Source organism: Psychrobacter immobilis (genome assembly GCF_904846065.1).
In the GTDB taxonomy this organism is placed as follows: domain Bacteria; phylum Pseudomonadota; class Gammaproteobacteria; order Pseudomonadales; family Moraxellaceae; genus Psychrobacter; species Psychrobacter immobilis_H.
Genome location: NZ_CAJGZV010000001.1, coordinates 1955231 through 1979741, shown reverse-complemented (window position 1 = coordinate 1979741; position 24511 = coordinate 1955231). Strand labels below are relative to the sequence as shown.

Here is a 24511-nt window from a genome sequence, read left to right as displayed (position 1 = left end):
GAAAGTGACCCTATCTAATGGAAAGGTAACAAGGCCCGTAAGTATGCCTGTGGTAAACTAAATTTTTATAGTATTTAAAAATTATCATCATTAAAAAAGCCAGACAACTTAAGCTGTCTGGCTTTTGAGTATTAAAGCTCATCATTTATTAATATTATTTACCCGCCATAAAGCATGCTCACATATTGCGCATAACCAACTGTCTTTTGCGCGCATATAAGGAATATCAGCAGGTACTTCAATTGGACAAGCATAACCGCAGTATTCACATACAACATCGTCCAAGTAGGCATAACACTGGGAGATTGTCTCAAGAAGTACTTGAGGGCTAACCTCATACTTCTTGCAAAGTTTCTTCACATGCTCAACAAAGCCGCTTTTATTATCGTATGCCCAGTAATCCTCACATATTTTGATATCATATGTGCTTTGCGTCATGTTGGGTTGAAGTTTTACACTCATCATATTCTCCTCAGTAGCTGCCGTAGCTAGAGTGCGGTAGTAGCTCATAAAGCTCACTCTGAAGCTTACTGCTCATGTCTTCCACAAAGTACTCATCCTGAGCATCCAAGCGCTTCTGTACCCATACACGCATCGCCATATCGTTATTAAAGCACCACTTTACCCCCAAGAAGCGAGCTAAGTTATGACCCGATGAAACGTACAACTCACGCATCAATGCATTAGCGATAACATTCGCATCCTCACTGATCGCACCATCCGGTTTAAACTCAGCAAACAGCTCTTCATAATTGATGATTTTCATTGTGACGTCTCCTTGTCAGTTTGTGCGCTCGTAACTGCTGCTACAGCTTCAGAGCTATTCGATGCGTTGGTTAACTTCTCCTTGCTTGCTAAGAGCAAGTTATCCATTGCAGAGCCATCTTGACGGGTGATGTCAGGCACATAACGGCTGTACACACGAAACAGCATCTCCGTACTACTGTGACCCATCTGCCGCGCTATCCACTCAGGGTTTTCACCAGCAGCGAGCCAAAGCGTCGCTGCCGTGTGCCGAGTCTGATAAGCACGCCTATGTTTCAGGCCGAGTAGAGCAAGGGTTGGTTTCCATACACGCCGATTCACATTGCGATACTCCATCGGATTGCCTTGTGAATTACAGAAGATAAACTCTGACTTACCATACGTGCGTGCCTTCTGCTCTAGCAAAGCGTCATACACTAGCTGCGACATTGCAATATCACGTTGTGAGCCTAGTGTCTTCGTTGGACCCATCTCCCCATTGACTAACGCGCCGCGAATACTGATCTCGCGCCGATCAAAGTTAATACAGTCCCACTTAAGCCCATCAATCTCACTGGTACGCATTCCTGTAAAGAAGCGAATAGTGTAGTAGTGCCTATAATCAGCTCGAACGTGCTTTAAAAACAGCCATACCTCAGCCAGGGTAAAAGGATTTACATCTGGACGAGCTTGCTTGAGATTCTTAATATTTTTATAAGGCATCTCAAACTCATGGCGATCTGATGCTTCTTCTAGTATCATACGAAGAAGTATCATGATCTGATTGATTCGTGCTACTGACAGACTTGACTGACCATCTTTACCGTAACAAACTTTGGCGAGGGAGCTACGGAAGGTCAGCAAGTCTGGTTTTTTTATGGCATGTACTGCTTTGCCACCAAACTCAGGTAATAAGTACTTATCTAAAATAATCTGTATCTTTTGCCGATAGCTCGGCCGCCATTCAATCTTTTTCTCCTCATACCAAATATCGACAAACTGCCTAAAGGTCGGATTGCGACTGATACAAGCTTCTGCTCTATCAGCCAGTGCCACCATTTCCTGTGCTCGTTCACTCTTTGGAAAGTAAGCGGCATAGTCGAAAATACCTAGAGTGATTTCAGCTTCCATTTTTTTCATGACTTGCGCTAATTTTTTACGATTAGCTGGATTGTCTTCTAAACTGGTCTTTTCTCGACAGCGCTTACCTAAGTAGCGGAAGTCAACGACCAGTTTGCCAAACCGTCCTCTCATAGTAGCCATAGTAAATCTCCTTATTTTTATTGAAGTGCCATTCCATTGATAGCGCTCATGACTGGCTTACACATATCTTCTTCGATACGCTCCCATACATATAAAATCTTGCGACCGCCAAAAGGACGGATGTAATGGATGTTCTCAATCAAGACAGTGTCTTTCATTTGATTGCGGATAGTACGTGCGTCGTACTTTATGCGTTCAGCTAGCTCATCAGTTGTTAAATAAGTATTGCTCATGATATTTACCTCTTTTCAGTTATTAAGTCATCGCATTAAGTGATAGAATAAAAATTATTTTATCAACCTGTAAAAATGCATCTTGAAGTATCAGCTATAATTTACCCGCTTAAAGGTAATTAGTAACCGATTTGTGTACTATATTATCTTTTTACCTCAATGTAAAGCATTTTTACCCGAAAAGAGGTATTAATTATGATTATGTCTAAACTTCCTGTGATTTTGGCAGAGAAAAAGTTGCGTGTAGCAGATGTCGTAAGAGCAACAGGCATGAGTAAATCAACCCTTCATAAACTATATAATGAAGAGTCATCAAGAATTGATTTCAATACTATTGACCAGCTATGTGAGTTTTTAGACGTGCAGGTGGGTGACTTGTTTATCTATCAGCCAAATAAAGATGTTGGTGACCAGTCCTGAAGACCTATAAAACTAGAAATATATGCGTAGAAGAAAGCGGTATAGCTTTATATGTAAGGCGCTTCAAAGTATAAAATTAAGGTTGGGGTTATTTTGAATATTTACTTTTTCATGATTTGGTCACGTTTTGGTCACGCTATGAGCTCAATATACAAAAGCAGTAAAAAAAGAGAAGCGATGTTAAAGAAATATTTCTTAGCATCACTTTTTATAAATATAAGAATAATAAGTTGGGGTCAATTACGAAATCAGTGTTTATAGCATGGGCACGAAATGGTCACGTTTTGGTCACGGTGCTGATTTTTGAGCTTTTAATATATTAGATAAACTTAGCAATTAGACTGAATAGCCAATACTGGAAAACTCTGTAGCCCTTAAAAATCGGACAAAAAAAAGCCTCACTGTTAAGTGAGGCTTTTTAGATATTTGGAGCGGGAAAAGAGATTCGAACTCTCGACCCCAACCTTGGCAAGGTTATGCTCTACCACTGAGCTATTCCCGCTAATTATCAATTAACTATCGTCAGTTGATGAAGGCGTATTATACGCAGTTTTTTGAACGTGTCAACAGTTAGTATGAAAAAAAGTAAAAGATAGTAAATTGGCATATTATCCTAGCCTTCATCTGTGATATAACAGATTGTTGTAATCTATATTCCAAAAGCTTTGCTTTCTATAAATAGGCTGGAATACAGTTTTATAATGACTTTAACCATATTAATCATTTTCATGATTTATAAAAATAACACTTAAGGATAAGTACTATGAGTCAACAATATACCATCGCTGATTATTTGTTTGATCGTGTCGCAGAAGCAGGCGCATCAGAGATATTTGGCGTACCTGGTGATTTCAACTTAACTTTTTTAGACAATATTATTGCCTCTGATAAGCTGCGCTGGGTGGGTAACACCAATGAGTTAAATGCAGGTTACGCAGCTGACGGCTATGCACGTGAGCGCGGCTTTGCGGCGATGGTGACGACCTTTGGGGTGGGAGAATTGTCAGCGATTAACGCGACCGCAGGCTCTTTTGCTGAGTATGCACCAGTGCTTCATATCGTGGGCGCGCCAAGTACGGCTCTACAAGATTCAAAGCGCCGCATCCATCACTCACTTGGTGATGGCGTGTTCAATCATTTTATTAAAATGGTAGAGCCGGTCACGGTAGCACGAGCGCAGCTTACCCCTGAAAATGCTGCCTCAGAAATCGACCGTGTGATTCGTTTAATTCTTAAAAAACATCGCCCAGGCTACCTGTTACTATCGCCTGACGTTGCTCGTCAACCTATTTATCCACCGACTACAAAGCTTGTTGATAGCCAAGAAGACATCACCAGTCAAGCAGCATTGGCAGATTTCAAACAAGCGCTCATAGAGTTTCTGCCAAACAAAACCACGACGCTGATGGCAGATTTGATGGTGCATCGTTTAGGGCTGCAAAATCAGCTTAAGGCATTGATTGCCGATACGGATATTCCTTATACGACGTTGTCATGGGGCAAAACTTTGCTTGACGAAAATAGTGAGCGCTGGGCAGGGACGTATGCTGGCGTGGCATCACGTCCTGTGGTCAAGGATGCAGTCGAAAACTGTGAGTGCTTAATAAAAATCGGTGTGCAATATACCGATACTACGACGGCAGGTTTTAGCCAAGATATTGATGAAAATACAGTGGTTGATTTGCATTATGAGCGCGCGAGCATTGCTGGAAAAAATTTTGCACCTATTGCCCTAAAAGACGCCCTAAAAACGCTACATGAAGTCTTGACTTCAGATATTAATATTGTGCCAAAGCAGTTCTGTAAAGAAGTCAAGCCGCATGAGCAGCAGGGTAAGGACAGCGAGGCTATTCTTCAAGATGATCTATGGCATATCATTGCCGATCATCTAGACCATAATAATTTGGTGTTTGCAGAACAGGGAACGGCGTATTTTGGCATCAGTGATGTGCGTTTACCAGAAGGCGTGACTTGTTATGGACAACCAATGTGGGGTTCGATTGGTTATACGCTACCGGCAAGTTTGGGTGCGGCTATTGCATCGCCAAACAAGCGCAGTGTTTTATTAATTGGTGATGGCTCAGCTTTGTTGACCATTCAAGAAATCGCGGTGATGATTCAAGAGCATATCAATCCAGTGATTGTACTGATTAATAATGATGGCTATACCGTGGAGCGGGCGATTCATGGTGAAAACCAGCGCTATAATGACATTCCTAAGTGTAACTGGCAGATGATGCCAAAAGCTTTTGGTGCTACCGATGATAATAGTCTGCTGCTAAAAGTAGAAACAGCAGGCGAGTTAAAAGCGGCTCTTACGCAAGCAGCGGCTGTAAAAGACAAGTTGGTTATGTTGGAGGTCATCGCTGATAAGCATGATATCCCGCCACTACTCGCCGATATCAGTGCCGCACTGAAGCCAAAAAACGATTGAGTGAGTAATAAAAAACTCGCTTCATAAAAATGAATAGCCCCATTTAGCACCATTGCTAGATGGGGCTTTTTGCACTTTTTTATCATATAGATTAATTAATCAGCTATTACTCTTATGTCGGTTTGCAGACTTTAGTATCATGGTGGATTGGGCTATTTCCAGCCCTTATCATTCCATAGGAGATGACCCCGTCGTGATTTGGTTAAAAATGCTTATTGGTGCTCTAATGGTATTGGCGATTCAATTATTCGCGCAAACCAGATTTTTTTATTTGGCAGCACTCGCGCCATTGTTCCCCACATTTACATTAATCAGTCACTTTATTGTGGGTACTGAGCGTAGCCCCGCCGATTTAAAAGTCGCATTAATATTTAGTATGCTCGGTGTCATACCGCACCTTATTTATACCTTTGTGGTATTTTTTAGCATCGGTTACGTCAGCTTATATAAGGCATTACTGTTCGGCGTTGTCGCTTGGACAATAGCCGCAGCGATTTTGGTCCTTACATGGCAGTACATTCAGGCTTAGTTGTGGTTAGAAAAAAACGTAAACTCTGTCAAAGGGCAATATATCAACGGCATATATAAAATTCGGTACATATTTCTACAGATAATTTTTATAGATTCGGTCGTAGATGTTATTCTTAAGAGCGATTTTATGGTGTGACCTGTAGCAAACTAAAACTAAAATTATCGCGATAACTCCATTCATTACAATTTATAAAAATAGGGCTTAAAAAAAGATGGATACCTTAAATATCATCTATCTCGTAGGGGCATTGTTAATTTTCGCCAGTATTATGGCAAGTACGTTATCGGCGCGCTTGGGCGTTCCTTTATTGTTGTTGTTTTTGATCGTAGGGATGTTGGCTGGCGAAGATGGTATTTTAGGTATCGAGTTCGCCCAATACGGGCTTGCTAATTTCGTTGGGCAGGCGGCTCTTGCTTGTATCTTGTTAGATGGTGGGCTACGCACGTCTTTTAAGTCATTTCGAGTGGGTCTCAAGCCTGCTATTACCTTAGCCACTTGGGGCGTACTTGCGACGGTAATGATACTGGGTATATTCGTCACTTGGCTACTCGATGTCGATTGGCGTCTTGGTTTATTGATGGCGGCCATTGTTGGTTCAACCGATGCAGCAGCGGTGTTTTCGCTATTGCGTAATGGCGGCGTCAAACTTAACGATCGTGTACAGGCTACATTGGAGCTAGAATCGGGCGCGAACGATCCTTTGGCTATTTTGCTGGTGACAGGATTAATCGCTTTAAATGTTGATCCCGCTGGACAGACAATACTGGGCTTTTTAGGGTTGTTATTACAGCAGCTTGGCTTTGGTTTGGGCATGGGCTTACTGTTTGGTTATTTATTGGCAAGGCTGTTACCAAAAATACACTTGGCAGAAGGTATGTATGCCATTTTGATTATGTCTGCTGGCTTGGCAGTCTTTGCCGCAACCAATCTGATTGGCGGCAGTGGATTTTTGGCAATTTATCTCACTGGTGTGCTAATTGGTAACCATAAAGTGCGCTCAACTGAGCATGTGATGCGGGTGATGGATAGCTTTGCGTGGTTGTCACAAGCGGTATTGTTTGTGGTACTAGGGTTATTGGTGACGCCATCGCATGTGATTGATGTTTGGTATTACTCCGTCGCGATTGCAGCTTTTATGATTTTTATTGCTCGCCCTATTGCGGTCTATACCAGTGTGAAACCCTTTAAATTTAAAGACAGAGAAATCGGCTTTATTTCTTGGGTAGGTCTGCGCGGCGCGGTTCCTATTACGCTTGCCATATTACCGGTGATGGCGGGAATAGACGGCGCTTTTATGCTGTTTGATATTGCTTTTGGCGTGGTGGTTTTGTCTTTGATTTTACAGGGAACGACCATTCCTTTTATGGCAAATTTATTCAAAGTGCGTATTCCTAGTAATAAAGATCCAGAAGAAGAGCATGAGGTTTGGGTATCTGACAAAGCAAGCATTACTTTATATGAGTTTGAAGTAAAGTCAGGGGCATTTGCGATTGATCGTCATCCAATGGCCATCTCTAAGCGCATAAACCCTGATGAAATCAGTGTCTTTGCCTTGGTACGCAGGCAGCATATTATCGTTGTTGATGAAAATACCAAGCTCAAATGCGGTGATAGGGTGTGGTATGCGATGACAGGAAACCACGCCACCCAAATTGCTAAGATTTTCAACGATACGACCCTTGACCATAAAGCCATGGATGACTTTTATGGCGATTGGCTGCTATCCCCAAGCGTGAAGCTTGGAGATTTACCATTTTTTACCGGTATTATGGCGTCTGAGTCGCTTGTCGATAAACTCAAATCCAAGTCTGAGGACAGCGCCAAAAGTATGTGGGATCAAACGGTCGCTGAATATATTAATGATAGCTTAGAGATAAAGCCAGTATCGGGTGATACGGTCGACATCAATGACGAATGGTCGTTGGTCATAAAAGAAGTGGATGATAAAGGAAAGCTTAGAACGATTGGTTTAAAGCATCTAGAGTGATTAACAGCAGGGTAGCTATGTAGCTATTTGCCGTCATTATTCACAAAAGACGCGTCATTTGACTTAAAAACTCGGCGACTTGTTTGTGTAAGTTTTCTCGATAAGCCCAATGATGCTTGACCTCGTAACTGGCCTCATTGGGCAATAGTATTTTCATCAGCCCCATTTCTTCATAACGCTTGGCTAAATCATTAGGCAAGTAACCAACATGATGACCCGCCAGAATGAGCTGCGCAGTTGCCTCCATATGATAAGTGGTGGCACTCAAGGTTTTTGGGCGGACATGATTGATACTCAAATCGGTAATATAGCCTCGTTTTATCCATGGATAGTTTTGTTCCAAATCCTCAAAAGTTAACCCTTCTGACTCATAAAACAATCGATGCTCGCGTCCACAGCAGACCACCTGCTTTTCAATAAATGCTGGCTGAAAAGTGAGTAGTGGTGGAAAACTGCCAAAATATCCCACACCAATATCACTCTCGTTGCTTAGCAGCTTCTCTAGCATGCTTTCAGGGCTTTGCACATCGATAGAAAAGTGGATAAGGGGATTGTCACGATAGCTAGCAGCCAAGCATTGGCGCAAGGCGTCATAAAAAAACGTCGGCATCTGGTCAATGAGACACAGTCGGATATGACCGCCACGCACCGAATCTAATTGGCGAATATAGTGCAGTTGATGCTGAAAACTGGCAACCGCTTCGGTAAAACTCAAACAGGCTTCATAAACCGCTGCGCCATCTTCTGTCAGCTTAAAACCTGCGCGTCCGCGATGACAAAGCGTCATACCTAAGCGATCTTCTAAATGGGTCAAATGACCACTAATGACAGAGGTCGTCACATTTAAGCGAGACTGTGCGGCTGTCACGCCCTGACACTCTACAATCGCCATAAAGCTACGCAAGGTTTTGATGTCTATTTTTATCAATTCATCTAGCATCGGTCATTATTCCTCAGTAGCTATGATGTCTATCAAAATGAATCTTCTATTTATCACTTTTCTAACATCAAATTTATATCAAACTTCTGATAATAACGGTTAAATCTAAATTACTACGAAAAACCAGAAGTTTACTTCTAAATTTTACCATGGTCTGACTTCAAATATTTAGGTATTGTCAAAGCATATAAAAAATTGCCTATTTTAAACAAACTGAAACAAGGATGTGATTTATGAAATTCAATCAACCATTAAGCGGCAACGATATGCCAAGATTTGGCGGCTTTGCTTCTATGATGCGCTTGCCAACTCAAGCTGATGCAGAAGGGTTAGATGTGGCGTTTGTGGGTGTGCCTTTAGATATTGGTGCGTCAAACCGTAGCGGTGCGAGATTGGGTCCACGACAAATTCGTGATGAATCACGCATGATTCGTCCCTATAATGTCGCCACTCGTGCAGCGCCTTTTGAGTCTTTACAAGTTGCTGATATCGGCGACGTGCCTATCAATACTTTCAACTTGCTAAAAAGCATTGATATCATCGAAAAATTCTATACTGATAAAATTGTGAATCATGGGGCTATCCCATTGACGTTGGGCGGCGATCATACCATTGCCTTGCCTATCTTACGTGCGCTTGCCAAAAAACACGGCCCTGTCGGCATGGTGCATATCGATGCGCATGCAGATATCAACGATGAGATGTTTGGCGAAAAGATTGCTCATGGTACACCGTTCCGCCGCGCTGTCGAAGAGAACTTAATCGATGGCAACCGTGTGGTACAGATTGGCTTACGTGGTACAGGCTATAGCGCCGAAGAGTTTGATTGGTCAACCCAGCAAGGCTTTCGTGTGGTGCCTGCCGAGGAATGCTGGTACAAGTCGCTGACACCATTAATGGCAGAAGTACGCGAAAAGCTCGGTGATGGTCCGGTTTATTTGAGTTTCGATATCGATGGTATTGATCCTGCGTTTGCACCGGGTACGGGCACTGCTGAAATCGGTGGCTTGACCTCAACGCAAGCGATAGAAATCATTCGCGGTATGCGCGGACTTGATGTGGTAGGTGGCGATTTAGTAGAAGTGTCACCGCCGTATGATCCATTTGGTAACACCTCAGTACTGGCGGCAAACTTACTGTTTGAGATGTTATGTATCTTACCGGGTGTGCGCTATGACGATAAGGTAAAGGCGGTATATTAAGAATAATTTGTAATCGCAAACTGCTTTTATTAAGCTGCTTTTTATAAGGGATTAAAGAGCAGCTTGGGTTTTATACTGAACAACTTATTTAAATGCGATTGAACTTTTTAGGATGATTAACTCATGACGCAAACGCTTCAAACATCTTCTTCAGCGCCCGCCACGCCGTCTCTGACATGTGGTGAGCTGCTTGTACAGTGGCTAGAGTATTATGGGGTAGAGACCGTATTTGGTATTCCGGGTGTGCATACGGTCGAGCTATATCGTGGTCTGCCAAACACCAACATCCGCCACGTGACGCCGCGTCATGAACAAGGTGCGGGGTTTATGGCTGATGGCTATTACCGCGCGTCTGGTAAAGTGGGGGTTTGCTTTATTATTACAGGTCCGGGTATGACAAACATCATGACGGCCATGGCACAAGCATTGGCTGACTCCATTCCGATGCTAGTGATTTCTAGTGTTAATAAAGTGGCAGATACGGGCAGCGGTGAAGGGCACTTGCATGAATTGCACGATCAGCAAGGCATGGTCAGTAAGGTAGCGCTCACGAGCAAAACTATTTGGCAGCCTGAATCGTTACCCAAGGTCATCGCTGAAGCATTTGCATTATTTAATGGCGCACGTCCAGGGCCAGTGCATATCCAGTTGCCCATTGATGTGATTACCGCAGATGCCAGTCATGTCGCAAAGCCCTCTGATTTAACTCCTTATTTAAATAAATTTGTAAAAAATTCGACTGATGCACATGGTTTAACGTTACCTCAAGTAATGAGACCGCTGCCCAATCCTACGCAATTAGATTTTATCGTTGAATCTCTAAAAGCGGCAAAAAATCCAGTGATACTTTATGGTGGTGGCTGCGTCGATGTCGATCATGACGCGCAAACCCTAGCAGAGCTTATCGATGCACCGACGTTTTTAACCATCAATGCCAAAGGTTTGCTGCCACCTAGCCACCCATTAAGTTTGGGTAGCAATCAGTCATTAGAGGCAGGTCGTGCCGTTATTGCTGAGGCTGATTGGGTGTTGGCGATTGGTACTGAGCTGGGTGAGACTGATTATGATGTGTTCTTTAATGGTGGATTCAAAATCAACGGTATGTTGATTCGTATCGATTGCGATGCCCAGCAATTACAGCGTCCTTTTAGAGCAGATATCGCAGTATTGTCCGATGCGCAAATGGCGGTAAGTGGTCTATGTAGTCGTTTAAAGGGTCAGGCGTTAAATCATCAAGCGGCATCACGAGTAAATGAGGCAAAACAAGCACTATTAGCAGGAATGACACCAGATTTTGCTGGGCAAAATGCGCTACTTCAATTGATTCGAGATGAAGTAAAAGACGTCATCTTCGTTGGTGATTCAACGCAGCCTGTCTATAGCGGCAATCTTGGTTTTGAGGCATTGGCGACGCGTCGATGGTTTAACTCGTCAACAGGGTTTGGCACGTTAGGTTATGGTTTGCCTGCTGCCATTGGTGCCATGATTGGTTCCAACAGTCCAGTGGTCAGCTTGATTGGCGACGGCGGTATTCAGTTTACGATTGCAGAACTTATCTGCGCCGCCGAGCTTGAGCTGCCATTGATTGTGCTGCTGTGGAACAACCAAGGCTATGGCGAGATTCGTCGTTATATGGAAGAGGGCGGATTGCCACTAATCGGGGTCAATATTAAGACGCCGAACTTTGAGCCGCTGGCAGCAGGATTTGGTGCAGGTTATCGCAGAATCACAGCCAAACAGCAATTGCTCGACGCTTTAAAAGAAGATATCAAGGGCAAGCAACCCATCATTTATGAAGTTGATGAAGCCGATGACTTTTTGATTGAAATGGGTATGACGTTTACCTGCTTTAGCTAACAATATAGTTAATCCTATATAAATCAGATACGGTGTCAGGCTCGCTTAGTCTACTATTTGTAGTACTTTCACTCGCCTTCCTTGTATCTAAATTATATTGAACCAACTATACCAACACTAAGCATAATAAAGGCTGGTCGCTCAAGGAAGAACGTCTATGATGCCACATGCTAACCGCTCGTCTGGTCGCTTGAGTACCTCGCTGGCAAGCTTATTAACGGATTTATCCGCCGTTGTTGGCGCGACCAATGTATTGACCAAACCCAGCCAGCAGCAGTCGTATACACAAGGGGCGATTGCTTCTATCACCGATGCTGTGGCGGCAGTTGTGATACCAGACTCTCTTGTGGCACTATGGCGCGTCATTAATCTCTGTGCGGCGGCTGATGCGATTATTATTGTACAGGCTGCTAACACAGGGTTGACCGGAGGCTCGACACCGTACGGAGAGTACGATCGAGCAGTCGTCGTGATTTCTATGCAACGATTGGGCGGTGTTCATCTGCTCAATGATGCAGCAGAGCTTGTTGCCTTGCCAGCGGCTAGCCTCCAGCAGTTGGAGTCTCAGCTTGCGCCGTTAGGGCGTGAGCCGCATTCAGTGCTGGGCTCAAGTTGTGTTGGTGCTTCGGTGATTGGCGGTATTTGCAACAGCTCTGGCGGTATGTTGGTGCAGCGTGGTCCAGCGTATACCGAGATGTCACTATTTGCCAAACGTAATGCCATGGGTGAGTTTGAATTAATCAATCACTTAGGCATTGATTTAGGCGCAGCTCCAGAAGAGATGCTTGGAAACCTACAAGCTGGCACGTTCAATAAAAATCCAGATAGTGCCAACAGCAAGTCCTGTACAAACCATCATTATCAACATAAGGTGCGTGATTGCGAGGCAGACACACCTGCTAGATTTAATAATGACCCTAACGGATTATATGAAGCCTCTGGTTCAGCAGGCAAAGTCATCGTCTTTGCGGTTCGAGTCGCGACATTTGCCAAACCGACGCAAGAGCAAACGTTTTATATCTCGACCAATGACGCCGATACTTTGACCACACTCAGGCAACAGTGGTTAAAAAGCGAGCTAAACCTGCCTATTTTGGCAGAATATATGCATCAAGATTACAACGATATTACCATGCGCTATGGCCGCGATACTTGCTTAAGTATGCGAAAACTGCCAGCCAGTAAGATAGGAGCATTGTATCGGTTACAAGCCAAGATTGGCTATTATTTGGATAAATGGCGACTGCCTCAGACTTTACCAGATCGTATGCTACAAATAGCTAGTACTTTTATGCCGCCGTCATTACCCAATTCTTTGGCTGAGCAGGCGTGCTCCTATCGTTATCATTTAATCATTAAAGTTGCGGATGGCAATAGTACGGACGATGATAATAGCAATGATAACGGCAGTCATGGTCATATTGCCGCCGCTCAAGTATTTCTACAGTCCCATATGCAGCATCATCAAGGCGTCGTACATCTTTGTACAGCAGCAGAATCCCAAGCATTATTGGTGTTTCGTAGTGCGGCAACCGCTGCCATGTTTCGTTATCACAATCTTAACCACACAAGATTTGGCGAGCTGTTGTCTACCGACATTGCCTTACCAAGGAATGCCGTAGATTGGAATGAAGTGCTACCTATTAACTTACAAAAGCAAGTCAGTAAAACCTTTTATTTGGGACATTTTTTTTGCCATGTCATGCATCAAGATTATCTGCTACACCCCGAGGTGGATGCAAAAAAATTCAAGAATGAGCTATTGGCGTTTTATGATCGCCGCCGTATAGAGTACCCTGCTGAACACAACGTGGGTCATGTCTATACCGCAAAACCTGCACTACATACTTTTTATAAAAAACTAGATCCGACCAATTCGCTAAATCCAGGCATTGGTCAGACAGCAAAATGGAAAAATTGGCGATCGTCGCCCATCAAGGAGGAATTAAATGACGAATTATCTCGATAAGTCGCAGCAACCGATATTAGGAAATGATGTTGTCGATTCAGAAACGCCGCAAGGAGAGCAGTGGCGTGCGTCAATGTGGAAGTTTTTATTGTTTTCAGCATTGGGCATTGCACTATTTATAATACCGTTTCAATGGGACGGAAAGGTTACGATTTTATTGGGTGTGTTAACGGACGCTTTGCAAGCTTTGTTGGGTGGTTCTGTCGTTTATGTAGCAATGGCAATCGTGACGACATCCTTTCTTGGGGCATTGGCTGTGAAGGTGTTAAAGCCCAACCTACATGAAGACGCTATAGTCAAAAAACTCTTCGATGTTGATTGGTTTTGGCTCACTGCCCGATTGTTAGGGATGGTGTTTGTCTGGATGATTTATCTGCAAGTCGGTCCTGAGTTTATTATTAATCGTAATACCGGCGGCGTCATTTTCGAAGATTTGATTCCAATTTTGATTCCTTTGTTTTTCTTCGCCATTTTATCGTTACCGTTTTTGACAGATTTTGGTTTGATGGAGTTTTTGGGCACACTGGCGAGCAAAATATTTGTCAAGCTGTTTAAGTTGCCAGGACGCTCAGCGGTAGATGCCATGTCCTCTTGGTTTGGCGCAGCTTCTATCGGTCTACTGGTCACTATGCAGGAGTATGATAAAAGCTACTATAGCCAGCGTGAAGCGGCGATTATCGCGACGACTTTTTCGGTGACTTCGATCGCTTTTACTTATGTCGTCGCCAAAACCATCGGCGTGGACGATAACTTTGTTTATTTTTATCTGACCATTGCTTTGACGGGCTTTATCGCCGCGATTATTATGCCACGTATACCGCCACTTTCCTTAAAGTCTGATACCTATCATTCTGGCAAAAGTATGCTCGATGAAGGGATTCCTGCTCAGTACACGACCTACCAATGGGCGGTCAATCGTGCTGTGACGCGCGCGCACTCAATGCCAAGTCTGGGTCAAGTGTTCAAACGTAGTGTAAAGAATCTATTCGATATCTATTTTGGGCTAATCCCCGTGATTTTCGCAATTGGTACGATTGGTCTGGGCTTAGCCGAATATACGCCTGTGTTTAAATGGTTGTCTACACCGTTGGTACCGCTGCTTGATTTGTTACAAATTCCAGAGGCAGCAGAGGCGGCTCCAGCGATGATTATGGGCTTTGCGGATATGTATTTGCCAGCCTTGGTCGGTAAAAGTATTGAGAGTGAGATGACAAGATTTATCGTTGGTGCATGTTCTATTACTCAGATTATTTATATGTCTGAAGTGGGCGCGCTGATTTTGAAATCAAACATCAAGCTTAATGTGTTAGAGCTGTTCATGATTTTTATTCTTCGTACGCTGATCAGTTTGGTTGTGATTACGTCAGTGGCGCATTTACTTTATTAGCTATGTAGCCAATATCAACCCATCCTCTAGCATAACGATAATGTGCCAAATAACCGGTTTATTCTTTAGTTAGATAAACCGATTACTTAGCCAATGATTGACAGAGACACTTATAAATACAATAGGCATAAAAACAATTATATCAAACCATATAAGGTGATTGACCATCATGGAAATGACGAATGCTAACAGTTTAACGAGAGAAAGCGCCATCCAAACGGTTCAAGATGAAGTGATGTTAAATGCAGCCTATATAGATGGCAAATGGATGACTATTGAAGCACCTGCTACCGATACTGCTGATGCTGATAACTATGATTCTAATTATGATTCGAATCATGATTCAAGTTATGATTTATATGATTCAAATTCGGGAACAATCATCGCTACCACTCGATTGTGTACCAAGGCACAGGTAGAAATGGCAGTTAATGCGGCTTCTATGGCGTATCCATCTTGGTCGCAAACCGACGTAAGCGTGCGTGCATCGTATCTCAATGCCATTGCCGAGACGATGGAGCAGCAGTTTGACAAATTGGTTGGATTGTCTGTGTTAAATAATGGTAAGCCCATTGAAGAGGCAAAAATAGACGTGAGCGATGCCATTGCCTGCTATCGCTATTATGCCAATATCATCACAGAACAAGCGACTTGGTTGGAGGTACCCACCAGCGAGTCAGGCATACGCTTGCTAAAAACGTATGCGCCTGTTGGTATTTGCGCCCTTATTGTCCCGTGGAATTTTCCAATGGTCACTACTGCTTGGAAGTTAGCCCCTGCATTGGCTGCAGGCTGTACGGTGCTATTAAAGCCCTCCGAGGTGACATTATTGCCAGAGTTGATGCTGGGCAATATATTGTCTGCTATCAAACTACCGAAAGGAGTCGTTAATATTTTACCGGGTGCAGCTGAAGTGGGCGCTGCCATGACCTGCCATCCATTAATCGACAAAATTTCTTTTACTGGTAGCAACGCCGTTGGTGAAAAGGTAATGAGCCAAGCGGCAAAAGGTATCAAGGATATTAGTTTAGAGCTGGGCGGTAAGTCAGCCATCGTCGTATGTGCAGATGCTGATATCGACCACGCTTGTGATTTAATCATCGGTGGTATATTTACCAATGCTGGTCAGATCTGTTCAGCCACCTCAAGACTGCTCGTTCATGAAAGCATTGCTCAGTCGTTGTTCGACACATTAAAAGTTAAGGCAGAAAGTTTGCAAATTGGTGATGGCTTTGACACTGACACGCAAGTAGGCCCAATGGTTAGTGAGCAGCAGCTGAATCAAGTAAAAAAATATTTCGACCTTGCTACGGCCGAAAATCTGACTTGTCTCACAGGTGGTGAGGTCTTAGATCGACAAGGGTATTTTGCGATGCCGACCATTTATACTGACGTTCCTGTGACCAGCCAATTGTGGACGGAAGAAATTTTTGGACCGGTCTTAGTCAGTAAAACCTTCAAAGACGACGCAGAGGCGATTAGCTTGGCGAACGATAGTAAGTATGCGTTAGCGGCAACCATTGTCAGCGCTGATGAAACGGCGGCAGTAGAGATGGCGCTACAGATTCAAGCAGGTCATATCTGGATCAATGAACAGCAAATTATACTGCCAGAATCAGGATGGGGCGGGTTTAAGCAAAGCGGTATCGGTCGTGAGCTGGGTGTAGATGGCTTGTCTGCGTATCAAAAAAGTAAGCATGTGCTGTTGAGTCATTAAACGTTGGGTGCTTTCATATCTTATTTAGCCAGTGACATTGTTACCAATGGCTAAATAAGATATTTGCTTTGTAAATTAACTTTACTGGACTAAGAATGCCATTCGATATAAAATTGAGCAATCATTCAAATTTTATCGCTGTGCTTATTTTTATATGAGATTACGGCTTTTGAGATGGAAAAACTATGTCACGTACCGCACTTTATAACCGTCAGGATGCCTTAGAACGCGCGTTACAGCTTTTTTGGCAAAAAGGCTTTCATGCTACTTCGTTAAAAGACATAGAAGAGGCGCTCGATATGCGTCCAGGAAGCATTTATGCTGCGTTTGGCAGTAAAGATGGATTATTTCAAGAAGCGTTAGACTACTATGCTCGCCTAGGTTTGAGTGAGCTTGAGCGGGTAATGGGCGCTTATCAATCGCCGCTGTTGGGGTTAGCCGCTTTCGTGCGTCAGCTGGGCGGTATTCGTGATAAAGGGCTGCCAAGTCAGGCTTGCATGTTGGTCAAAAGTTTACTGGAGCTTGGTGCTCGTGAGCAGACAGCGCTACAAAAAGTTGAAATGCTGCTGGCAGGTATGGAGCTGCGTTTCATAAATTACTTTACCGAAGCACAGCGGCTGGGTGAATTGGATACTGAGCTCGACGCGACTAGGCTTGGACGACGACTACAGGCGGAAATCATGGGGCTGCGTGCTTTTGCGCAGCGTGATGTCGAGAGTGCAGCGGTGCAAGCGTTGGCTGAAGATATGGCGCTCTCTATAGAAGCGCTGCGTATTGATAAGCCTGTTGGCGTGTAGTTCATGTTGACTATTTGCAAATAAGCACTGCTAAAGGGTTATTGCCGATTAAGTAAGGCTGATTGCTAAGATATTTTTGGTATGAAAAAAGGGTTTTAGAGTTACTGTATAGTCTCGGGCTATACAGTAACTCTAAAACCCTTAGCTTTTCTAAAACTCTTAGTCTTGAAAACTCAACCATCAACAGATAATTTAGTCTGGCATATCAGCCAACTGCTGCAATATGCTTTTATAATTTTCAACACCTTGAGCACCGCTAATTAAATGACGCTCATTGAAAACCATAGATGGCACACTTTGAATGTCTGGTTGCTGCCAATGCTGCTTTTCTTTTTCTACGGCTGCAGCAAATCGCTGGTCTGCTAAGACCGCTAACGCTTCGTCACGATTCAAGCCAACTTCTGCCGCAACATCGGCAAGCACACTATGATCTGATATATTTTGATTATTGACGAAGTGTGAGACGAACAATGCTTGCTTTAGCTCGTGCATACGCCCTTGTTGATCGGCCCAATGCAGCAACTGATGCGCATTAAAAGTATTGTAAGTACGAAAGTCATCGGTAAACTGAAAATTAAATCCAGCTTCAGCACCTACTTCGGTCATTCTAGCTCGGTTCTCTTGAATGTCTTCAGCAGTCGTACCGTACTTCTCCATGATATGCTCACGATAGTTTCGTCCTTCGTGCGGCGTATTAGGATTTAACTCAAATGGATGCCAGTGAATCTCGTGTGGAGTGTTGGTTTGTTTTAATGCCTCGGCTAGTTGACTATAGCCGATAGCGCACCAAGGGCAGACCACGTCCGACACGATATCTATTCGTAATGGCTTTTTTAAATTACTCATAGTGGCTCCTTATGTGGTTCTTATATAATTAGACAGCTTTATGCCATTCAAACTTTTGGAAAGGCTTGTCGATTGGCGTGTTGGCCAAATGGTTAGTGTAGTTACTCATCACTTTTTGAGCCGCTGCAAGAACCACTTCCAAAATCTGACGTTTAGTAAAGCCTGCATCTAAGAATGCTTGCACTGCGTCATCATTTACATTACCACGATCACGAACGACCGATAGCGTAAAGTCGCGTAATGCTTCTAGTTTTGCAGTTGGTAGAGGTGTCTCATTACGTAATGCATCAGTGATTGCGTCGTCTACTTTCATGCTTTTTGCGATACCAGTATGAGCGGGTACACAGTAATGGCACTCATGTTCGACGTTGATGGTTTGCCATACGACGGTGACTTCCTCATCATCAAAACTGCTGTCTAAAAACAACTGATGCAGACGTTGATAGCCTTCGAGCAAGCCAGGCGCTTCAGCCATGACGGCATGTAGATTAGGTACCATACCAAACGCTTTGATAGAAACGTCAAGTAAGTCTTTGCTTGCTGCTGGGGCTGTGTCTTTGTCGTGTAGGGTAAATTCAGTCATATTAAAACCTTTTAATCATTATTAGTGAATTGTTATAAAAGTAAGTGTATAAGCGACTTGAGAACCTATTATATAGTTGAGTGAGTACTCAATTTTATAAGTGAGATTTTCGTGAGTCGCTTAACAACTGCAGCCACTATAATCCATTTTGAGCAATCGTTCAAATAATATTTGAGTAAATGCTCAAGTTGTTTGTAAATTTCGTTTACATTCAAAGCTAGGCGGCATCACGACAGTTATTTGTTTTTCTTAACCAAATTATTGCTAAATGGCATGGTTAACAATCCCCATAGCGAGGCATTTTGTTTGGCTGCTGGGTATTCTTTTAGCCCAATATCTAGCTCATTATCAGACTGCTTTGCTTTACCCTTATAACTACCAAAAATCCAATCCCACCAAATGACACTAAAACCATAGTTTGAGTTGGTCTCACTAACGCGTTGGCTGTGATGAATACGATGCAAAATCTGCGTCATCAATATTAAGCGCAGCGGTTTTTCAAGCGCAGGTGGCAGGCGAATATTGGCATGGTTAAATATCGCTAAGCCATTTAACGCAATCTCAAATATCAATACAGCGATGGCAGGAACACCCAACAAGCTGACGGCAACGAGCTTCACTAGAATGCTTGAAACGATTTCAATGGGATGAAATCTAAGCCCTGTACTGGCATCGACATGTGCATCAGCGTGATGGACTTTATGCAAACGCCATAGAATAGGCACGCGGTGAAATAATCGATGCTGCCAGTAAATGATGATGTCGAGCAATATCAAGCTTAGTATGATGACGACAATACTTGGCAATTTGATGATATTAAATAGACCAATGCCATTCTGCTGATTATACAGTGCCACAGCCGTTAGACCGACAGGCACCGCTAGACGAGCAATAACTGACGAGATAAAAACCAAGCCAAAGTTAGCGAACCAGCGTTTGCTGCTTTTGATCGGTGCTTGACGTGCAGGCATGCGCCATTCTATCAGCATCATAATCACTAAAATGCTTAAAAAGAACCCAAGCCGCCACCATACTTCGTTAGTCATTAGCTGCCTCTTAACTTATTCTATTTATATACTGTTTTTATCTATTTCTAGCTGCTTAAGGGTATGGTAGCCGCCATGGATACGGGTAAAAATCGTAATCGCGCAGGCTGTGGCAAAAATGCTGGCAAGTAATACAAAGTGCTGTGGCCACAGGCAAAAAGCGACAAACAGTGCGATGGTTTCGGTGCCTTCCGTCAAACCGTTTAAATAATAAAAGCTTTTATATTTAAACTGCGGTTTATCCAGTGTAAACTTTTCCGCAGCAATGGCAAACGCTAAGAAGCTAGAGCCTGTGCCAATAAAGGTCGCGAGTAATAAAGCGCCAGCAATGGCGTTTTGTTCAGGATTTGCCAAGATAAAGCCTAGCGGAACTGCTGCATAAAATAAAAAGTCGAGCGTAATGTCTAAGTAGCCGCCTGCGCTTGAGCTTTGCTGTGCATGACGAGCTAGCGCGCCATCAAGACCATCAAAAATACGATTCAATACAATCGCTGCAAGTGCGCCATACCACAATTCAAACGCCAGCAGTGGCAACGCTAACATGCCGATTAAAAAGCCCGCCACCGTAAGTTGATCAGCCGTGATACCGCGTTTGTGCAACACAACGACCACAGGGGCTAGCATTGGCTTAATCATGGGCGTGAGAAATTTGTCTAGCATGTGCTTGCCTTTTGTATTTCGCTTGGATGTTTAAGACTACAGGTCTAAATGAATAACTTTACCCTTTGCTACTTCAGCATCGCTATGATCGTGCGTAACCATAATGGCGGGGAGTTTATGCGTGCGGATTTGCTCAAATACCAGTTGGCGCGTGTCTACTCGGAGCTGGGTATCTAGCTTGCTAAAAGGCTCATCGAGTAGTATCGCTTTTGGCTCACTGAGTAAGGTACGCAGTAGCGCCACTCGTGCTTGTTGCCCGCCTGATAAATTGTCAGGATGGCGCTCTCCCATGCCTGCTAAACCCACTTGTGCCAGCGCTTGTGCTATTTTTTCACGACGCTGTTTCCTATCGCCCATTTTGTTACCTTTAGGCATCGCAAAAGCAATATTACCCGCGACCGATAAATGCGAAAACAGTAGGGCGTCTTGATACAGTACCCCAATATGCCGTAGGTGCGTCGGCAGATGGCTTACAATTTTATCATTTAACCAGACTTCACCAGTAGCGGTAAAACCGTTTGGTAAAGTACCTGTTAGCCAGTTCAATAAGCTTGATTTGCCACTACCAGATGGACCCATGACGGTCAATATTTCACCACCAGTAATTTGCTCATCTAGGCTCAGTAATAGCGTGCCTTGCCGATATAACTGTAAGTTTTTTATCTGTAAAGAGGATTGCATCAAAGGCCCTTTTATTTGCGTTTTTATTATTAGGTATTTTCAAAATTAGTGCTATTCAAAACCAGTGCTATTAAAAATGATTGTCTTCAAAATAAACAATTTTAACGCCTGCTGTTGCTGCCACTTTTAAAGAAATATTTGGGCAATACCCACGCCAATATAAAGCCAATTAACGGTAACGCCATTTGGATGATGGCGTACACCGCACTGGTGCGCCTACTGGCACCATTTGCGAGAGTCACCGCTTCTGTGGTGATGGTGGCTATACGTCCGCCGCCTGCTAACAACGTCGGCAAGTATTGACCAAAGCTAATCGCCAAACCAAGGGCGATAGCAATTAACAGCGGCGCAAATAATTGCGGTAATTTCACCTGCAAAAATACTTTAGCAGGAGTTGCACCAAGGCTCGCGGCTACATGAGCAAAACGCGGGTCTAGACGCCTATAACTACTGGCAAGCGATAAAAACACATAAGGCAGTACAAAAAGCAGATGGGTAAACGCCACATTAAAAAACGCCGTTTGGTTATTCACCAGTTGCTGTAGCCACACCAAACCAAATAAAAAGGCAATACTGGGTACTAACAGCGGCAAATAGATAATTAAACTGGTAAATTTTGAGAGTGGTTTTTTACTTAATTGTTCAGCTTCTAGACATAATAAAGTCAGCACAATGGCAAATACGGTACTCACGATACCGATAGCAAGAGTATTAAATAATGGCGTACCCATTTGCGTAAAGGCACTTTGAAAATGTAATAACACTAATTGCTCTGGCAATACGGCTGGAAAGCGCCAAAAACCAGCTACTGACCACATTACCAGACCAATGAGCGCCAGCAAAATAAAGCCAATCACCACAGTGGTCAACGCGGCGGTGATTTTTTGCCATAATGCATCGGCATAGTGGCGCTTGCCATTTACCAACGTGCCATTAAAACAAGTTTTTATCGTTCTCTCGCTACCAAGCCACAAGGCGATTAAACCACCCGTCAAAGCGAGCTGTAATAACGCGCCCGCCGAGGCTTTTATACGTAAGTTCAAATCTACATCGTTAAACCATTGCATGATAGTAACCGCCAGCGTTGGCGGCGTGTTTGGACCCAATATCAATGGCATCTCTACGCTGGCACTGGCATAGGCCAGCACGGCTAAGATAGGCAAACGTAAAAAAGGATAGAGGATAGGGAGCACGGCTTTAAAAAAGGCAGTAATGGGGTAATAGCCGAGATTTAGCGCGACTTTATATTGTTGACGTAGCTTTTTACCAAGCTCAGGCTGTGCCAAAGCGCCTAGCGCCATGAGTAATAAAAACGGCAGCTCTTTTAAGGTTAAGCCCAAAATGATGCTAATGCCGTACGGGTCATGGGGAAACATACCGGCTGGTGCCAACTCCCAACCACTTAGCCATGGTGAGATGAGGCGTGAAAACATACCAGAAGGCGCAATTAAAAAGCCAACGGCTATGGCTGCCGCTGCATGAGGAATGACTAAGATTGGACTCAGTAAACGCTCAATACGAGTCAGCCAAACGCTATTAAAAAATGCCGCCAATATCATTAAGGTCATGACAAAAGCGAGTAGCGTGCTGATTAATCCAGTAGCGATGCTTAATGCGACCATTTGAGTAAGACCTGGCGTCTGCCAAAGATCGTTAAAGCCTTGTAGACTAACGGTCGTTTTTTCAAGTGCCGGTACCCAGCTAAAGGCAGGTAACAGCACGCTGAGTAAACCACCGAGTACGGGTAATATCAACAGTAGCAGTAAAAATTTCGGACTCAAGGATACAATGTGCGTAAATAGGTCTGTTTTATAAGGATCTATCGTTCTAGTGCTTGCATCAGCCGTTTTATTATTAGAATCTTTACTCATGGGCTGACTCCATAACGTGTCTGCCAGCCTTGCATAATGGCATCAACCCAGCTCGGATGTGGTTCATTTACGGTACGTTTTATAGCGTCAACCGGTAGGGCGCTCGGATGCGGTCTGTTAGTCTTGAATAATGCTTGTTGCTCAGGGTCGAGCGTCGATTGGACGAGTACGGTTTTATCACCCCATATAGCAGGCGTTTGCTTTCTAGCCTGTGCTTCTGGGCTTAGCAAGAAGTTTGACACTAGCTGCGCGGCTTGTGGGTGGCTGGCGTTATAAGGAATCGCCACAAAATGGGTGTTGCTTAAGCTGCCATCGCTCATCGCATAGCTACGAATGCTCTGGGGTAAATCATAACGCTGCACGGCCGCAGGAATTTCAGGCGCGGAAAAGCTAAAGGCTAAGCTAAGCTCGGTATCATCAACCAAACGCCGCATGTGCGCGCCCGTTTGCACAAATTGCTCACCCTTACGCCATAGAGTTGGATGCAAATCATCGAGAAACGTCCATAAAGGGGCTAATATCATATCTGTATTTTGCTCAGTGGCTAGCAGGTTGAGCTGTGCTTTGATATTTTCGCCTGTTTTAGCATCCTGTTGTTCGTGCAGCATGACTAAAGCGTATTTTAAAAAGCTCATGCCTAAAAAGTCAGGTGGCTTTGGATAGCTAAAACGTCCGGGATTTTGCGCTGTCCAATGGACTAGTTCATTCAAGGTGGTTGGTGGCTTATCAGTTGATAAGCTGTCGTAATAAAAGGTCAGTGAGGCTTGTCCCCATGGCGCTTCCATACCATTGGTTGGCACACCAAAATCAAAGTTAACGGCAGGATTATTCTCTGGATCGGTCAGCGCGAAGTTAGGCAGCTTGTTCGCCCATTGTTTCAGCAATAATGAGTTTTCACTCATGGTGGCAAAGTTTGCGCCATTAATCCAGATGAGGTCTACACTGCCTTCATCATTGTTATTGGCTGATTTTTCCGCAAGTACGCGACTGACCGCTTCACTGGTGTCGCTTAATTTCACATGGACTAAATTGATATTATATTTATCATCTACTTGCTCGGCTGCCCACTGTAGATAGGCATTGATCTGTGGGTCGCCGCCCCACGCATGGAAGTAAACGTCTTGGTTTTTACCTTGCGCCTCTATCTGCTGCCAAGATGATAAATTTTGATTAAGGTCATCGGTAGTGGGTGAGGCAGTGCTTGCTGATATGCTTGAAGAAATAACTGCACAAACGCTAAGCGCCATAGCATAGGCGCTATAGCGGCTTAGATTTTTTAGCGTTGGCATAGCTGGTAAAGATTTAATAACGTACATTTAAGTTTCCGTTATGATGATATATT

General features: G+C 43.8%; 22 protein-coding genes and 1 tRNA gene. 10 read left to right on the top strand and 13 right to left on the bottom strand.

What is annotated here, in order from left to right; all coding sequences use genetic code 11:
* Positions 1-141 precede the first annotated feature (141 nt).
* The 4 genes from JMW64_RS08160 to JMW64_RS08145 are packed head-to-tail and all read right to left on the bottom strand — an operon-like array spanning position 142 to position 2240.
* A complete protein-coding gene (locus tag JMW64_RS08160; RefSeq protein WP_227694136.1) occupies positions 142-465 on the bottom strand; it encodes a hypothetical protein in 324 nt (107 codons plus the stop codon).
* Between the two features lie 7 nt (positions 466-472).
* The gene (locus tag JMW64_RS08155; RefSeq protein ID WP_201554065.1) at positions 473-766 is read right to left on the bottom strand and encodes a hypothetical protein; all 294 of its coding nucleotides are present in this window, start codon (positions 764-766) and stop codon (positions 473-475) included.
* Entirely contained in the window at positions 763-2007 is a 1245-nt protein-coding gene (locus tag JMW64_RS08150) for a site-specific integrase (RefSeq protein ID WP_201554064.1), read from the bottom strand. Before JMW64_RS08150 ends, JMW64_RS08155 begins: the two co-directional genes overlap by 4 nt.
* Positions 2008-2024: 17 nt before the next feature.
* The gene (locus JMW64_RS08145; protein ID WP_011513303.1) at positions 2025-2240 is read right to left on the bottom strand and encodes a hypothetical protein; all 216 of its coding nucleotides are present in this window, start codon (positions 2238-2240) and stop codon (positions 2025-2027) included.
* A gap of 195 nt (positions 2241-2435) precedes the next feature.
* Between JMW64_RS08145 and JMW64_RS08140 the strand changes: the two genes are divergently transcribed.
* Positions 2436-2660 (top strand): helix-turn-helix domain-containing protein, encoded by a 225-nt coding sequence (locus tag JMW64_RS08140; protein ID WP_201554063.1) that lies wholly within the window; start codon positions 2436-2438, stop codon positions 2658-2660.
* A gap of 427 nt (positions 2661-3087) precedes the next feature.
* Here JMW64_RS08140 and JMW64_RS08135 read toward each other — a convergent pair.
* Positions 3088-3162 (bottom strand) — tRNA-Gly (locus tag JMW64_RS08135).
* A 261-nt stretch (positions 3163-3423) separates the two neighbouring features.
* Between JMW64_RS08135 and JMW64_RS08130 the strand changes: the two genes are divergently transcribed.
* The 3 genes from JMW64_RS08130 to JMW64_RS08120 all read left to right on the top strand — a co-directional run bounded on the left by JMW64_RS08130 (position 3424) and on the right by JMW64_RS08120 (position 7613).
* Positions 3424-5094: an alpha-keto acid decarboxylase family protein gene (locus JMW64_RS08130; protein WP_201554062.1), complete on the top strand. Its 1671-nt coding sequence runs from the start codon at positions 3424-3426 to the stop codon at positions 5092-5094.
* A 193-nt stretch (positions 5095-5287) separates the two neighbouring features.
* Positions 5288-5623, top strand: coding sequence for a GlpM family protein (locus JMW64_RS08125; RefSeq protein WP_227676529.1), 336 nt, complete (start codon positions 5288-5290; stop codon positions 5621-5623).
* Between the two features lie 214 nt (positions 5624-5837).
* Positions 5838-7613 carry a potassium/proton antiporter gene (locus JMW64_RS08120; RefSeq protein ID WP_087814202.1) on the top strand — a complete coding sequence of 592 codons (1776 nt, stop codon included), beginning with the start codon at positions 5838-5840 and terminating at the stop codon, positions 7611-7613.
* Positions 7614-7653: 40 nt separating this feature from the next.
* Here the strand turns inward: JMW64_RS08120 and JMW64_RS08115 are convergent, their stop codons facing one another.
* Entirely contained in the window at positions 7654-8553 is a 900-nt protein-coding gene (locus tag JMW64_RS08115) for a LysR family transcriptional regulator (protein ID WP_060491318.1), read from the bottom strand.
* Positions 8554-8786: 233 nt separating this feature from the next.
* Here JMW64_RS08115 and speB point away from each other — a divergent pair, with 233 nt between their 5' ends.
* The 6 genes from speB to JMW64_RS08085 all read left to right on the top strand — a co-directional run bounded on the left by speB (position 8787) and on the right by JMW64_RS08085 (position 17482).
* Complete coding sequence (gene speB, locus JMW64_RS08110) at positions 8787-9755, top strand: agmatinase (RefSeq protein ID WP_055125012.1); 969 nt, start codon at positions 8787-8789, stop codon at positions 9753-9755.
* Positions 9756-9878: 123 nt separating this feature from the next.
* On the top strand, positions 9879-11612 hold the full coding sequence (locus tag JMW64_RS08105; RefSeq protein WP_201554060.1) for a 5-guanidino-2-oxopentanoate decarboxylase: 1734 nt from the start codon (positions 9879-9881) through the stop codon (positions 11610-11612).
* A gap of 157 nt (positions 11613-11769) precedes the next feature.
* Complete coding sequence (gene dld, locus JMW64_RS08100; protein ID WP_201554058.1) at positions 11770-13581, top strand: D-lactate dehydrogenase; 1812 nt, start codon at positions 11770-11772, stop codon at positions 13579-13581.
* Positions 13562-14968: a YjiH family protein gene (locus JMW64_RS08095; protein WP_201554056.1), complete on the top strand. Its 1407-nt coding sequence runs from the start codon at positions 13562-13564 to the stop codon at positions 14966-14968. The genes dld and JMW64_RS08095 overlap by 20 nt, the downstream gene beginning before the upstream one ends.
* A gap of 169 nt (positions 14969-15137) precedes the next feature.
* On the top strand, positions 15138-16685 hold the full coding sequence (locus tag JMW64_RS08090; RefSeq protein WP_201554054.1) for an aldehyde dehydrogenase family protein: 1548 nt from the start codon (positions 15138-15140) through the stop codon (positions 16683-16685).
* A gap of 185 nt (positions 16686-16870) precedes the next feature.
* Positions 16871-17482: a TetR/AcrR family transcriptional regulator gene (locus JMW64_RS08085; protein WP_201554052.1), complete on the top strand. Its 612-nt coding sequence runs from the start codon at positions 16871-16873 to the stop codon at positions 17480-17482.
* Between the two features lie 192 nt (positions 17483-17674).
* Here the strand turns inward: JMW64_RS08085 and JMW64_RS08080 are convergent, their stop codons facing one another.
* From JMW64_RS08080 to JMW64_RS08050, 7 genes are all read right to left on the bottom strand, one after another.
* Entirely contained in the window at positions 17675-18328 is a 654-nt protein-coding gene (locus tag JMW64_RS08080) for a DsbA family oxidoreductase (RefSeq protein WP_201554050.1), read from the bottom strand.
* A 28-nt stretch (positions 18329-18356) separates the two neighbouring features.
* Positions 18357-18911, bottom strand: coding sequence for a carboxymuconolactone decarboxylase family protein (locus JMW64_RS08075; RefSeq protein WP_201554048.1), 555 nt, complete (start codon positions 18909-18911; stop codon positions 18357-18359).
* Between the two features lie 236 nt (positions 18912-19147).
* Positions 19148-19957 (bottom strand): sterol desaturase family protein, encoded by an 810-nt coding sequence (locus JMW64_RS08070; protein ID WP_201554046.1) that lies wholly within the window; start codon positions 19955-19957, stop codon positions 19148-19150.
* Between the two features lie 24 nt (positions 19958-19981).
* The gene (locus JMW64_RS08065; protein WP_201554044.1) at positions 19982-20617 is read right to left on the bottom strand and encodes a CDP-alcohol phosphatidyltransferase family protein; all 636 of its coding nucleotides are present in this window, start codon (positions 20615-20617) and stop codon (positions 19982-19984) included.
* 36 nt (positions 20618-20653) lie between these two features.
* Positions 20654-21298 (bottom strand): ATP-binding cassette domain-containing protein, encoded by a 645-nt coding sequence (locus JMW64_RS08060; protein WP_201554043.1) that lies wholly within the window; start codon positions 21296-21298, stop codon positions 20654-20656.
* Positions 21299-21399: 101 nt separating this feature from the next.
* Entirely contained in the window at positions 21400-23169 is a 1770-nt protein-coding gene (locus tag JMW64_RS08055; protein ID WP_201554042.1) for an ABC transporter permease, read from the bottom strand.
* Positions 23166-24485, bottom strand: coding sequence for an ABC transporter substrate-binding protein (locus JMW64_RS08050; RefSeq protein WP_201554041.1), 1320 nt, complete (start codon positions 24483-24485; stop codon positions 23166-23168). Before JMW64_RS08050 ends, JMW64_RS08055 begins: the two co-directional genes overlap by 4 nt.
* Positions 24486-24511 lie beyond the last annotated feature (26 nt).

Coding starts and splice junctions, on each gene's coding strand:
- JMW64_RS08140 (WP_201554063.1), top strand. CDS start 2,436: ATGATTATGTCTAAACTTCCTGTGATTTTGGCAGAGAAAAAGTTGCGT.
- speB (WP_055125012.1), top strand. CDS start 8,787: ATGAAATTCAATCAACCATTAAGCGGCAACGATATGCCAAGATTTGGC.
- JMW64_RS08095 (WP_201554056.1), top strand. CDS start 13,562: ATGACGAATTATCTCGATAAGTCGCAGCAACCGATATTAGGAAATGAT.
- JMW64_RS08145 (WP_011513303.1), bottom strand. CDS start 2,240: ATGAGCAATACTTATTTAACAACTGATGAGCTAGCTGAACGCATAAAG.
- JMW64_RS08155 (WP_201554065.1), bottom strand. CDS start 766: ATGAAAATCATCAATTATGAAGAGCTGTTTGCTGAGTTTAAACCGGAT.
- JMW64_RS08150 (WP_201554064.1), bottom strand. CDS start 2,007: ATGGCTACTATGAGAGGACGGTTTGGCAAACTGGTCGTTGACTTCCGC.
- JMW64_RS08115 (WP_060491318.1), bottom strand. CDS start 8,553: ATGCTAGATGAATTGATAAAAATAGACATCAAAACCTTGCGTAGCTTT.
- JMW64_RS08050 (WP_201554041.1), bottom strand. CDS start 24,485: ATGTACGTTATTAAATCTTTACCAGCTATGCCAACGCTAAAAAATCTA.
- JMW64_RS08060 (WP_201554043.1), bottom strand. CDS start 21,298: ATGCAATCCTCTTTACAGATAAAAAACTTACAGTTATATCGGCAAGGC.
- JMW64_RS08160 (WP_227694136.1), bottom strand. CDS start 465: ATGATGAGTGTAAAACTTCAACCCAACATGACGCAAAGCACATATGAT.
- JMW64_RS08080 (WP_201554050.1), bottom strand. CDS start 18,328: ATGAGTAATTTAAAAAAGCCATTACGAATAGATATCGTGTCGGACGTG.
- JMW64_RS08075 (WP_201554048.1), bottom strand. CDS start 18,911: ATGACTGAATTTACCCTACACGACAAAGACACAGCCCCAGCAGCAAGC.
- JMW64_RS08070 (WP_201554046.1), bottom strand. CDS start 19,957: ATGACTAACGAAGTATGGTGGCGGCTTGGGTTCTTTTTAAGCATTTTA.
- JMW64_RS08120 (WP_087814202.1), top strand. CDS start 5,838: ATGGATACCTTAAATATCATCTATCTCGTAGGGGCATTGTTAATTTTC.
- JMW64_RS08065 (WP_201554044.1), bottom strand. CDS start 20,617: ATGCTAGACAAATTTCTCACGCCCATGATTAAGCCAATGCTAGCCCCT.
- JMW64_RS08055 (WP_201554042.1), bottom strand. CDS start 23,169: ATGAGTAAAGATTCTAATAATAAAACGGCTGATGCAAGCACTAGAACG.
- JMW64_RS08130 (WP_201554062.1), top strand. CDS start 3,424: ATGAGTCAACAATATACCATCGCTGATTATTTGTTTGATCGTGTCGCA.
- dld (WP_201554058.1), top strand. CDS start 11,770: ATGATGCCACATGCTAACCGCTCGTCTGGTCGCTTGAGTACCTCGCTG.
- JMW64_RS08105 (WP_201554060.1), top strand. CDS start 9,879: ATGACGCAAACGCTTCAAACATCTTCTTCAGCGCCCGCCACGCCGTCT.
- JMW64_RS08085 (WP_201554052.1), top strand. CDS start 16,871: ATGTCACGTACCGCACTTTATAACCGTCAGGATGCCTTAGAACGCGCG.
- JMW64_RS08090 (WP_201554054.1), top strand. CDS start 15,138: ATGGAAATGACGAATGCTAACAGTTTAACGAGAGAAAGCGCCATCCAA.